This window comes from Ruegeria jejuensis (assembly GCF_041537905.1).
Classification (GTDB): Bacteria; Pseudomonadota; Alphaproteobacteria; order Rhodobacterales; family Rhodobacteraceae; genus Ruegeria_C.
Genome location: NZ_JBGRUO010000045.1, coordinates 1 through 12,264 on the forward strand (window position 1 = coordinate 1; position 12,264 = coordinate 12,264).

Genomic DNA, 12,264 nt, shown 5'->3' on the forward strand with positions numbered 1-12,264 from the left:
GGCAAGCCCTTCGTACAAATCCCCATAGCACAGCCGACCCAAAAGAACTAACCCCGCGATTTCCCGCCTGAGCGCTTCTCTGACGCCGGGAAACCCATCGCGCAACTCCCCCGCCAGCATGCGGCGTCCGAGAAACCTGCATCATCCTGTGAATTTGTTTTTTTCGCTGCGTGCGCTCGCAGCACGAATTCTGCTGCACATGCTTGCTTTATGATGCTGCTGGGCGGCGGCGATATCTGCCATTCGATTCTGGCGCAGCAAGAAATTAGAAGGCAAGGATCAAGTCGCGGGACAAGGACGAAGCCGCTGCCGCGGCAGGGTCGCTTGTGGCTGGGGTTTTGCGCTGATCTGAGGGTTGGGATTTTGGAGATGGACGTGTCTGTCTGACGATTGGGGTCTCTCAATCAACAGACAGGAGGGTCCCATGGCGGACACGAAGACAACGCCACTGCGTGCGCGGATGATCGAAGATATGCGGATCAAAGGGCTGGGCGAGAGCTCTCAGAAGGCGCATATCCGGGCGGTTCGATATTTTGCAGAGTTTCTCGGCCGATCGCCTGATACCGCTACGGCCGAAGAGCTGCGCGCCTATCAGCTTCACATGGTGAACACGAATGTCACGCCGTCGACGTACAACGTGCGGCTTGTCGGGCTGCGGTTCTTTTTTGAGACGACGTGCAAGCGCCCCGAGATGAAAGAATGCCTGCACTTTCGCACCGAGCCTCGCAAGCTGCCCGTGGTGTTCAGCGCCGAAGAGGTGTTCGAGCTTCTGAAGGTCGCGCCGGGACCGGGGCTGAAGTACCGAGCTGCGCTCAGTATTTCTTATGGCACGGGATTACGCGCGTCCGAAGTCTGCACTCTCAAGGTCACCGATATCGACAGCGACCGGATGCTCATTCATGTCGAGCGGGGTAAGGGCGGCAAAGATCGCAAGGTGATGTTGTCGCCCGGATTGCTGGAGCTTCTGCGCGACTATTGGCGCGAGGCCCGGCCCGACGGCTGGCTGTTCCCGGGAAAGCCCCGGATCAACCCGCTGTCACCGCGCCAATTGCATCGCGCCTTCAGCGCGGCCAAGCACTTGGCCGGGATCAAAAAGCCGCGCAGCACGCTGCATAGTTTGCGCCATAGCTTTGCAACGCATCTGCTTGAGGCTGGTACCGATGTGCGTGTGATCCAGGTTCTGCTCGGTCACGCGAAGCTCAGCACCACCGCGCAATACACCCATGTCGCCACCAAGCTGATCCGCGACACTGACAGCCCCTATGAGTTGCTGGCACAGTTGCGGGATCGAAGGCCGGAGTGACACGCCCGGGCGGTGTCGCGCCCGAAGCTGGAGGTTGCTGACATCTTTCGAACTCACGGTCCTGCTTACCAGCGGGCCAATGCGGGGCATTTGAACCTCTCGCAGCTGAAGGTGATGTCGGCGATAGAAGCGTGCCGCACTGAGGCCCTCGGCGGGCATGTGGCGGCCTGCTCCAACTGCGACCACCAGCATATTGCGTACAACAGTTGCAAAAATCGGCATTGTCCAAAGTGCCAGTCTCCAGCAGCGCGCGACTGGATGGCAGCGCGCGCCGAGGACTTGCTGCCCGTCGAGTATTTCCACTTGGTCTTCACGCTTCCAGCGGAGATCGCGCGGATCGCCCTCTGGAACAAGCGGCCCGTTTACGGCTTGCTGTTCAAAGCGTCGGCTCAAACGGTGACCACCATTGCCGCCGATCCCAAACGCCTCGGTGCCCGCATCGGCATGACCAGCGTGCTGCATACCTGGGGTTCCGCGCTGACACATCACCCGCATATCCACATGATCGTCCCAGGCGGAGGCTTGTCACCGGACCACACCCGGTGGATTGCCTGCAAGTCTGGGTTCTTTCTGCATGTGCGCGTGCTGTCGCGGTTGTTCCGGCGGCTGTTTGTTGAAGGCCTGATAGCCTTGCACCGCGCAGGGCAGCTGAGGTTCTTCGGCGATCTCACCGCATTGGCAGACGCCAGCGCCTTCGCCGAATGGCTCGCTCCGTTCCGTAAAACCGACTGGGTCGTTTACGCCAAGCCACCCTTCGGCGGCCCCGAGGCTGTGCTGGTCTACCTCGCGCGCTACACCCACCGTGTCGCCATCTCAAACCACCGCCTTGTCAGCGCCGATGCAAACACAGTGGCGTTCCAGTGGAAGGATTACAGGATCAAGCGCGGGGATCGCATGAAGGTGATGCGTTTGCCAGCCTTCGAGTTCATCCGGCGCTTCCTGATGCATGTCCTGCCGGACCGGTTCCACCGTATCCGCCACTACGGCTTCCTGGCAGGCAGTGGTCGCAAAGAGAAAGTCGCCCGGGCCCGCGCGCTGCTCGGAGACATCAAATCGGCGGAACCAGACCAACCGTCAGATGAAGCGCCATTCCCCCTGACGTTGCGCGAACCATGCCCCGACTGCGGCGGACAGATGCACATCATCGAGACCTTCAGGCGTGGCGAGATACCCCGAACCCGAGCGCCACCACGAAAGCAGGCCGCATGATGAAAAGCCCATCTTCTGCCCGTCCTCCGATCCGACACGCTTCATGCCGGTCACAAGAAGGCTTTCGCTCAATCCTATCCACGCGGCGCAACGGGAGCCAAACCAAAGCCGCAACACCCGAAAATGTGCCCGATTGCACGCCAAAGGCCGCGCAAACGAGCGCCCGGACCCGGAAAACCCCGCAAAACCGCAGCATACATCACAGGCAAACGCCTGTGCTTTCCCCATAGCGCAGCGCCCGCTTCCCGCGGCTTCCACCTTGTCAGATTTGTCAACGCGGGCCACACCGCCCAACACAAACCTAACGCACTGGCCCGCATCAAAAAATCTTAGACAAACCGGACTCTTGTAGCTGCGGTAATTGCCGATGCAGCATTTTCTCGCAATCGCTGCGATGATTTTATGCCAAATCTGATTTATTCACTAGTTTTGCTACTCAAACGAGTCAACCGCGCTGGATCATGATCCTCCTCTTTCCTACTGCTTTCTGGCACGTCACGCCATCACGACGCTCCTTCGATGTTCCGGCTGCAAAGACAGGAACCTCAGACTGTTTTAGGCGGTTCAATGCTTGCTGCACGTACCAATAACGTTGCGCTTGCCGGGTTGATGGCCAGAGCCGTGTTATAAAGTGTGGCTAGCCGCAAAAGCGACTTCACATCCACATCGTGCGGCAAGGCAGAAAGCGGATCAATCAGGAAGACCAAAGCATCTAAACGCTCTTCTGCTATCAACGCCCCAATCTGGGCGTCGCCTCCCAACGGGCCGCTCTTTAAGCAAGTGATTTGCAATCCCGCTTCTTTGGCTATCCGGCCCCCGGTCGTGCCGGTACCGAATAGTTCTAATCTTTCCAGTTCAGGCTTATGCGCATTCGCCCATTCGATCATGGGATCTTTCATTTGATCATGGGCAACTAGCGCCATCGAGCGGATCGTGGGTAAAATTCTAGCGTCGTTTAACATGGCTTTGTTCGATCTCTGAATGGTTGTCCGCCGCCCAGCTCCAAGCCAGTGGCGATTTGCGTTTCAATGCTCCGCTAAGGTGCTGGCGCATCCGGTACGAGGCATCGGCAACACTTCCGCGTTCAAGAAGGGAAAGAATCTCTAGATGCTCCGAGCATTGCTCAATCAGGCGATCGCGGTTAATTTCAGCCTTGTATTCCATCAAACGGCGCATCCGATTAACCCTCTGCAATGACATCAGGAAAAACGGGTTACCGGAGAGTTTGATCAGTTCTTCATGGAACAGCGAACCGTTCTTCAGCAAAGACTCGTCCGGAGCGGAGTTGAGGTCCATGTTTAACATACCTTCCTGAATCCGCCGTTGCTCAGACAGAACTTTGTGGTCGAGTTCGAAGGTGGGTTCGAGCATTGCAGCAGGTTCGATTGCCATCCGAAAACGGTAGATTTGGTCGAAGGCTTCCGGAGTCTTAGCGACAGGCAAAAAGCGCCATCCATATCCCTCCTTGCGTTCGGTCCATCCTTCCCGTGACGCCCTGACCAAAAGGTCGTTAACCTTGGTTTTGGTCCAGCCGTATCGTTGTCGTAGAAATTGTTCTGTGACGTCCTCGGGGATCTGGTTTGTCAGCCAGTCATTAGCCAGTGCTTGATAGTCTTCATGTCCATCAGGTGGCGTATCAACTAAGGTTGCGTTGACCTTGGAAGGAATTTTGTCTGCAACAAAATACCCGCGATTTGTTTGCCGGATGAGGACGCTCTGGTTTTCTAGGTTGATCAGAGCCTCGCGTACTGGCGTGCGTGAAACACCGTATCTGTCGGCAACCTGTTGAGCGCTGATATGTTGTCCCGCAAGAATAGAGCCAGACACGATATCATGCAGAAGTCGGTTTGAAATTTTTTTTGAAAGCTCGCTTGTCCGTCCAGGCACCCTTATCACCAATCGATTGTTTGTTGGCATTTCCCAGATTGGATTCACGCCAAGAGTGCGCCCCAAGATTCTGGCTTTATAGCGTATAAAAAGCAAAAAATTGCATTTTCGTCTACATCTTTTTCCAGATCCCACGTTGTAGTTATTGGTTTTTTGATCGTGCTACAAAAAGCAAGTAGGGTGCAGAAACTTCGAGGTCGCGATAAAAAGTACACTTTAACAGCATGTTATGCGTCATTTCGTCATCTGGCCTTAGCTTGACGCTCATCCAAAAGTGGATTTTTACCTGTATAAAAGCAAAATTGGATTGGCTTTTGATACCTTAATATGCAATCACTGACACCAGTGCGAGATTCGCGCTATCGAACAACGAACCAATGGGAGGACTCACTCGTGTTCATGAAACTTACTCGTGCAAGCGCGTTCGCAACCGTTGCCTTGCTGGCCGGTGTGGGCACAGCATCGGCTGAATTCAAAGCTGAAAGCCCGCAATGTATCGCACCTTCTAATCCGGGCGGCGGTTGGGATTTCATCTGCCGTACGACTGCTAAATATCTGTTTGATCTGGGTGTCATCGAAGACTCGATGCAGGTCACCAACATGTCCGGCGGCGGTGGTGGCGTTGCCTTTGCGCACGTCACCAAAGAGCGCAACGAAGACAACAATCTGATCGTCGCTGCATCAATGTCCACAAGCGCACGTATCGCGCAAGGCATCTACGAAGGGGCTGTGCAAGACGATGTGCACTTCCTCGCGACTTTCGGTGCTGAATATGGCGCAATTGCTGTGCGTGCAGACTCGCCATACCAGGACCTCAGCGACATGATGGATGCGATCCTTGACGACCCGCGTTCTGTTGGTATTGCTGGCGGCTCTTCTGTCGGCAGTTTTGACCACATCAAGCCGATGCTCGTTGCCCGTGAAGCTGGCATGGAAGACGTTACACAGTTGAAATACGTCTCGTTTGACGGTGGCGGCGAAGCAATGACCGGGTTGCTTTCAGGTGCGACAGAAGCTCTGTCGGGCGATTTCTCTGAGATGCTGGGCTTCCTAGAGTCGGGTGACATTCGTATCATCGGCATCATGGCGCCAGAGCGTTTGGCCAACTACCCAGACATCCCGACCGCAAAGGAATTGGGCTATGATGTCGTAGGTGCAAACTGGCGCGGACTTTACATGCCTGCAGGTGCCTCGGACGAAGCGAAAGAGTTCTGGTCAAATGCGATCCAGACCATGGTTGCGGACCCGGGCTTCCAAGAGACCCTCGAAGCCGCCGCAATCGCGCCGTTCAACAACTTTGGCGACGACATGCACAACTTCGTAGCTGGTAGCATCGCAGATGTAACCAAGCTGTCGAAAGAGATTGGCATCATCGACTAATGCCATCAGGGCTGACCCGCTGGTTTGGGTCAGCCCACTTCACTTTATTCTTGGGAGGGAAACATGAGTGACCGCATTTTTGGCGGCTTCGGCTTGGCTTTGGCCATCTTTTACATCTGGGCTGCATCAACAATCAAAGACAGCTTTATGGTTGATGTGGTTGGGCCCCGTGCTTTTCCTTACATCGTTGGCACTATCGTGGCTATCTGCTCGCTCTATTTCATTTTACGTCCCGATGACGAACCGGAATGGCCGCATATGCGCGAATTCGCTGAAATCGTCTTCGCCGCTGTTGTCATGCTCATCTACAGCTGGGCGCTTCCCGAATTTGGCTTCTTGATTTCTACTGTATTTGCAACCGCTTACTTGACATGGCGCTTAGGGACGCAACCCCTTTGGTCCCTCGTCACAGGCGTCGGCACATCGGTAAGTATCTATGTCGTTTTCCACCTGATCCTCGGCCTTGCCTTGGCCAAAGGTCCACTTGGTTTCTGAGGAGCACTAGACATGGAAATCCTTTCTCTTCTTGGTGACGGTTTTGCAATCGCACTCACCCCGCAAAACCTCCTACTGGCGGTTGTCGGGTGTTTTCTTGGAACGCTGATGGGTGCACTGCCGGGTCTTGGCCCAGCAAATGGTGTCGCGATCTTGATTCCGATCGCGTTCTCACTGGGTTTGGACCCGACGGGGTCGCTGATCTTGCTTGTCAGTGTTTACTACGGCGCAATGTATGGCGGTCGTATCTCTTCGATCCTCTTGAATATCCCCGGCGATGAACCGGCCATGATGACCTGTTTGGATGGCTATCCAATGGCTCAGCAGGGCAAGGCAGGCGAGGCGCTGTCTTTGTCGGGCGTTGCGTCATTTGTTGGCGCATTCGTGGCAACTTGCGGTCTGGTCATTCTGGCCCCCCAGCTGGTAAAGATTGCGCTTTTGTTCGGTCCCGCGGAGTATTTCGTGTTGTTTACTGTTGCCTTCGCAACGCTTGGTGGGATCTCATCGACGAACCAAGCGAAGTCAGCCTTTGCAGCAGCGCTTGGTCTTGGCATTGCTATGATCGGCAGTGACAGCCAAACTGGCTCCCAACGTTTCACGTTCGACCACATTCATCTCTACGATGGTATCGACTTCCTGATCGCAATCGTCGGCCTGTTCGCGCTGAGTGAAGTGTTCATTTTCCTTGAACATCATCGCGGTGGTGCCGTTGGCGCGGCCGGAGTGACCAAGGTTGGCCGCATCATGCCCGATTTCGGAATGATCAAGCGCTGCATCCCCTCGATGGCACGCGGCACGGGTCTGGGTTTTTTCTCGGGCGTTCTGCCGGGAGCAGGCGCATCGCTGGGCTCGTTTTTGGCTTACTCGCTAGAAAAGCAAGCAGTTGACCGTGACGGCAAAACCTTCGGCAAAGGTGATCCACGGGGCGTTGCGGCACCTGAAGCTGGCAACAATGCGGCCTCCGGTGGCGCGCTTGTACCGATGTTGGCATTAGGTGTACCGGGGTCGGGAACCACAGCGGTTTTGCTCGCAGTACTGCTACAGTTGAACATTACACCGGGTCCGCTCTTGTTCCAGAAAAGCCCGGACATTGTCTGGGGCCTAATCGCATCGCTGTTCATCGCCAACTTCATTCTGCTGGCGATGAACATCCCGCTGGTTGGCATCTTTACCCGAGTATTGATGGTTCCGACCCGGATCCTGATGCCGATCGTCGCGATGATTTCCTTCGTGGGCATCTATTCGATCACAGGCTCGACATTTGATGTAATGTTGATGGTTGGCTTCGGTGTCGCTGGCTGGGTTTTGCGCAAGCTGGACGTGTCGTTGGTGCCGGTGATCCTCGGCATCCTTTTGGGCAACCAGATGGAAGTGAACCTGCGCCGCGCCATGACAATCTCGGATGGTGACTGGTTCATCCTTGTTGGCAGCCCTCTGGCGATCATCCTGTGGCTTATCGCAATCGCTGGCTTCGTTCTGCCCATGCTGATGGGTCGCAGAATGAAGAAGCGTATGGAAGCCGCCCGCAACGAAGAAGAATTCGTCGGCGACTAAGCCGGCGCCCCCCAAAGAATTTGGCTAACTGGCCAATCATAGGAGACTGATATGCGTATTATGACACTGCCTTGCGATGGTATTGGGCCGGAAATCATGGCAGCGACCCTTGAGGTTGTCGAAGCTGCAAACAATCGCTTTGATTTAGGGCTGACTTTTGAGGAAGCGATCTCGGGCTTCGATAGTCTGAAGAAGCACGGTATTACCTTGCAAGAAAGCGTGTTGGACCGGGCACGCACGGAATTCGACGGCGTGATCCTGGGCACTCAGTCCCACATGGACTACCCACCCTTGGCCGAAGGAGGTCGCAACGTTTCTGCTGGTTTCCGCATTGGCCTCGACCTCTATGCAAACGTGCGCCCTGCGCGCACGCGCGAATTTATCCCAAACAAAGCACCGGGTATGGATTTGGTTATTATGCGAGAGGCGACTGAAGGATTTTATCCCGATCGCAACATGTTCAAAGGCGTTGGTGAGATGATGCCCGATCCCGACATGGCGCTGTCGGTGCGCAAAATCACACGACATGGTTCTATGCGTATCTGTCGCGAAGGATTCAAATTGGCGATGCAGCGCAAGAAGAAGATCGCGGCAATCCACAAGGCGAACTCTTTTCTGATGACCGACGGGCTGTTCCTGGAATGCTTTCGCGAGGTGGCAAAAGACTTCCCAGAGGTGGAAACCGAGGAGTTGATCGTCGACGCATTCGCTGCCTTGCTGGTGCGCAAACCCGAAGCGTATGACGTTGTGGTCGCTACCAACTTCTACGGCGACATCTTGTCGGATCTGGCGTCGGAACTGTCCGGTTCCCTCGGTCTTGCCGGGTCGATCAATGCCAATGCAGAAACTGGACTGTGCTGCGCCCAGGCACAACACGGATCGGCACCAGATATCCAGGGACAAAACGTGGCTAACCCGACATCTTTGATCTTGTCAGCTGCCATGATGCTGACCTGGCTGGGTGAACAGCGCGGCATCCAGAGGTTGATGGATGCTGGTAACGCGATTGCAGAGGCGGTTGATACAGTGATTGATGATCCAGCGAAGCGAACCCGCGATTTGGGTGGTTCCGTTAACTGTGATGCTTTCGGCTCCCTTGTCGCCGAGACGGTGGCGAGAGAAAGCATCGCTGCCTAGAGTTCCTCCCTGCGGACAAATCGTCCGCACTTAACGGCGGCGCTGCACTCTTACAGCGTCGCCGAGTTATCAAGAGAATTCCAATGGCTGACCATCCTCGAGTTGCCCTGATACACGCCACAAAAGTGGCAATAGATCCGATCGAAGAAGCGGCGGCGAAGCTGTGGCCCGAAGCTGAGACAATTTCGATACTCGAAGAGGGGTTGTCTGTTGATCGGGCGAAATCGGCCAAGTTGTCAGGTGATCTTGTTCGCCGGATCGTCGATTTGTCGCGTTATGCAGAAGCAGCTGAAGCAGACGGAGTTCTGTTTACCTGTTCGGCATTTGGCTCGGCCATCGAGCGAGCAGACTTTGAATCTAACATCCCTGTCATGAAACCCAACGAAGCTATGTTCGATAGGGCATTTTCCCACGGGGACCGTGTTGTGATGCTCTATACCTTCCCGCCAGCCGCCGGTGGGATGGAGGATGAATTCCGCGACGCGGCCCGCGAAAAGGGCAGCACTGCGCAGATCTCGTCGATTTTCTGCGATGGAGCGCTTGATGCAAAGAAAGCAGGCGATGATGGTGCCCATAATCGTTTGATTGCCGACACTGCCGCCACAGTTGAAGACGCCGATGTCATTTTGCTAGCCCAGTTTTCTATGGCTGGTGCCGTGGATGCGGTGCGTGCTCGCACGGATATTCCAGTATTGACCAGCCCGGAGGCTGCGATTGAAGAAATCCGCCGCCGGATCGAACAGAAATAAGAGGTTCAGCTATGTTGATTGGCGTTATCGCGGATGATTTCACGGGTGGCAGCGATGTCGCCAACACGCTGGCCAAGGGCGTTGACGGTGAAGGTGGGCTACGTACGGCCCAGTATCCTGGTGTGCCGACGGGGGCCGCAGCATCGGATATCGACGCTGGGATTGTCAGCTTGAAGTCGCGCTCGAATGCGGTCGAAGATGCAGTAAGCGAAAGCCTCGAGGCGCTTGGCTGGCTATTGGATCAGGGCTGTAAACAGATCCTTTTTAAGTACTGCTCCACCTTCGATTCTACGCCCAAGGGCAATATAGGCCCGGTTGCCGACGCCTTGAGCGCTGCGCTGGATGCGCAGAGAGTTGTCGTCTGTCCGGCCTTCCCGACAACCGGACGCACGGTCTACCAGGGGCACCTCTTCGTGGGCGACGTGTTGCTGAGCGAAAGCGGGATGCAGAACCACCCGTTGACCCCGATGACCGATCCTGACTTACGTCGCTGGTTGCGTCAGCAAACTAAAAATTCGGTCGGCCACGTGCCTCTTTCAACTGTATCGAAGGGGGCTGATCATGTGCAGGCCGCAATTTCTGACGCGTCTGAACAATTTCTCGTGGCCGATGCCGTGACGGATCAGCATCTTCTGATCTTAGCCGAAGCGCTTCAGGGGGCATCTTTGGTAACGGGCGGCTCCGGCATTGCATTGGGCTTGCCGCGCAACTTCATTCGCAACGGGATGGCCGAACCCAACGCGCCGACCGCCGAGGGTACATCAGGACCCGAAGCCATTCTGGTGGGCTCTTGTTCTGGGGCCACGCGAGGCCAGCTGGCCGAACACCAGAAGTCTCATCCGACCTTTGCCATCGACGTGCCCGGTGTCATGAACGATACTATCAGCAAGGATGACCTGTTGACCTTCATCGTCGACAATACGGGAAACGCCCCTCTGATCTATTCCTCTGGCACACCCAAAGAGGTGAAAGATATCCAGACCAAGTTTGGTCGCGAGGCCGTAGCTACGAAACTGGACGATCTGTTTGCCGATACGGCACGTGCACTGGTGCAGCGCGGGTATCGCCGGATCGTGGTTGCAGGAGGCGAAACTTCTGGAGCAGTGGCGCAGGCCGTAGCCTACGAACTAGGCGCACCCGCGATGCGCATCGGCGCGGAGATCGATCCGGGTGTTCCGGTTCTGACCTTGGGCGACGATCAACCGATCTCGCTTGCGCTGAAATCAGGCAATTTTGGCGCGCCCGATTTTTTCTCCAAAGCACTGCGCATGATGGAGGGGCAAAAGTGAACACCGAAGCAGAACTCCGCCAACAGATGTCGGACCTTTGTGCGTCGCTGTTCAACCGGGGCTTCTCTGTCGGCACGGCAGGCAATGTTTCGGCCCGTCTGCCTGATGGCATCCTGATGACTCCGACTAACTCGACCTTGGGCGCGATTGACCTCGACCGGATCAGCAAGATTGACCTAGAGGGCAACCATGTCGCAGGCGACCGGCCTACCAAAGAGGTCTTTTTGCATCAGGCCTTTTATGAAACCCGCCAACAGGCTGGTGCCGTGGTGCACCTTCATTCGACTTGGGCGACCGCGCTATCTTGTTTGGAAGACACCAATCCTGATGACTGCATCCCACCGCTGACACCCTATGTTGTGATGCGGGTCGGCACGGTGAAATTAGTGCCCTATGTCAAGCCGGGCGATCCGAAATCAGGTGACCTGATCCGCGATCTGAAGGGTGCCTACAGCGCTGTTCTGCTCGCCAACCACGGCCCTGTGGTGTCGGCCAAAGATCTGTTCTCTGCAGTGTGCGCAGCAGAAGAGCTGGAAGAAACCGCCAAGCTTCTTGTGGCGTTGCGCGGTCGAAAGACGCGCTTTTTGAGCGAGGCCGACGTGGCCGACCTAAGAGCAACTTACTCAAATATGTGAGGCCGATATGAAAACCGCTGATCTGATTGATAACCATGCGAACGACCTAGAATTAGTGCATCTGCATTTTCGCCGTTTCGGGACCCGCACCCATTTTGCGGCTCAGGTGCAGACGGTGAAGTGTTTCGAGGACAACACTGAAGTGCGCGCTCAGCTGGAAACTCCGGGTGAGGGGCGCGTGCTGGTTGTCGATGGAGGCGCGTCCACCCGTATTGCACTTCTGGGCGACATTCTGGCCGGGTTGGCAATCAAGAATGGCTGGGCCGGTCTGATTTTGAATGCAGCGATACGTGACAGTATCGAGATTGACCAGATGGATACGCTGGTATTTGCGCTTGGGACAAGCCCGGTAAAAAGCGCAAAAGAAGGCTGGGGCAAAGTTGGTCAAAAGATTGGATTTGGTGGCGTCACGTTTGAGCCGAACGATTGGGTTTATGGTGATGCGGACGGGGTGTTGCTCAGCAAAGAGCAACTGGTCTGATTTTGCGACATGTGTAGACGCCCAAAACGCAAGAGGTAATTTTGACCGTATCTGCATCGGTTCGGGTACTGACATGTGTTCGGCCTATAGCGCGGCCTTTGCACATGCCGCTGGCCCGTAAGGTGTTAGCGGATCCGGTCCAATT

General features: G+C 55.7%; 12 protein-coding genes. 10 read left to right on the plus strand and 2 right to left on the minus strand.

Features of this window, described 5'->3' with window-relative positions:
- Positions 1 to 424: 424 nt before the first annotated feature.
- Both AB1E34_RS25585 and AB1E34_RS25590 read left to right on the plus strand, forming a co-directional pair.
- Complete coding sequence (locus tag AB1E34_RS25585) at positions 425 to 1,303, plus strand: tyrosine-type recombinase/integrase (protein WP_372575119.1); 879 nt, start codon at positions 425 to 427, stop codon at positions 1,301 to 1,303.
- Positions 1,304 to 1,315: 12 nt separating this feature from the next.
- Entirely contained in the window at positions 1,316 to 2,512 is a 1,197-nt protein-coding gene (locus AB1E34_RS25590) for an IS91 family transposase (RefSeq protein ID WP_372575120.1), read from the plus strand.
- 545 nt (positions 2,513 to 3,057) lie between these two features.
- Here the strand turns inward: AB1E34_RS25590 and AB1E34_RS25595 are convergent.
- Positions 3,058 to 3,474: a methylglyoxal synthase gene (locus AB1E34_RS25595; protein ID WP_372575121.1), complete on the minus strand. Its 417-nt coding sequence runs from the start codon at positions 3,472 to 3,474 to the stop codon at positions 3,058 to 3,060.
- Entirely contained in the window at positions 3,458 to 4,465 is a 1,008-nt protein-coding gene (locus AB1E34_RS25600) for a GntR family transcriptional regulator (RefSeq protein WP_372575122.1), read from the minus strand. Before AB1E34_RS25600 ends, AB1E34_RS25595 begins: the two co-directional genes overlap by 17 nt.
- 333 nt (positions 4,466 to 4,798) lie before the next feature.
- Between AB1E34_RS25600 and AB1E34_RS25605 the strand changes: the two genes are divergently transcribed.
- From AB1E34_RS25605 to rraA, 8 genes are all read left to right on the plus strand, one after another.
- On the plus strand, positions 4,799 to 5,779 hold the full coding sequence (locus AB1E34_RS25605; protein WP_372575128.1) for a Bug family tripartite tricarboxylate transporter substrate binding protein: 981 nt from the start codon (positions 4,799 to 4,801) through the stop codon (positions 5,777 to 5,779).
- Positions 5,780 to 5,842: 63 nt separating this feature from the next.
- Positions 5,843 to 6,274, plus strand: coding sequence for a tripartite tricarboxylate transporter TctB family protein (locus AB1E34_RS25610; RefSeq protein WP_142639045.1), 432 nt, complete (start codon positions 5,843 to 5,845; stop codon positions 6,272 to 6,274).
- 12 nt (positions 6,275 to 6,286) lie between these two features.
- Entirely contained in the window at positions 6,287 to 7,828 is a 1,542-nt protein-coding gene (locus AB1E34_RS25615) for a tripartite tricarboxylate transporter permease (protein WP_372575123.1), read from the plus strand.
- Positions 7,829 to 7,879: 51 nt separating this feature from the next.
- Entirely contained in the window at positions 7,880 to 8,965 is a 1,086-nt protein-coding gene (locus tag AB1E34_RS25620; protein WP_372575124.1) for an isocitrate/isopropylmalate dehydrogenase family protein, read from the plus strand.
- Positions 8,966 to 9,048: 83 nt separating this feature from the next.
- Positions 9,049 to 9,714, plus strand: coding sequence for an aspartate/glutamate racemase family protein (locus AB1E34_RS25625; RefSeq protein ID WP_372575125.1), 666 nt, complete (start codon positions 9,049 to 9,051; stop codon positions 9,712 to 9,714).
- An 11-nt stretch (positions 9,715 to 9,725) separates the two neighbouring features.
- A complete protein-coding gene (gene otnK / locus AB1E34_RS25630) occupies positions 9,726 to 11,003 on the plus strand; it encodes a 3-oxo-tetronate kinase (RefSeq protein WP_372575126.1) in 1,278 nt (425 codons plus the stop codon).
- Positions 11,000 to 11,638, plus strand: a complete 639-nt coding sequence (gene otnC / locus AB1E34_RS25635; RefSeq protein WP_142639035.1) for a 3-oxo-tetronate 4-phosphate decarboxylase — start codon at positions 11,000 to 11,002, stop codon at positions 11,636 to 11,638. Before otnK ends, otnC begins: the two co-directional genes overlap by 4 nt.
- A gap of 7 nt (positions 11,639 to 11,645) precedes the next feature.
- Positions 11,646 to 12,119 (plus strand): ribonuclease E activity regulator RraA, encoded by a 474-nt coding sequence (gene rraA / locus AB1E34_RS25640; protein WP_372575127.1) that lies wholly within the window; start codon positions 11,646 to 11,648, stop codon positions 12,117 to 12,119.
- Positions 12,120 to 12,264 lie beyond the last annotated feature (145 nt).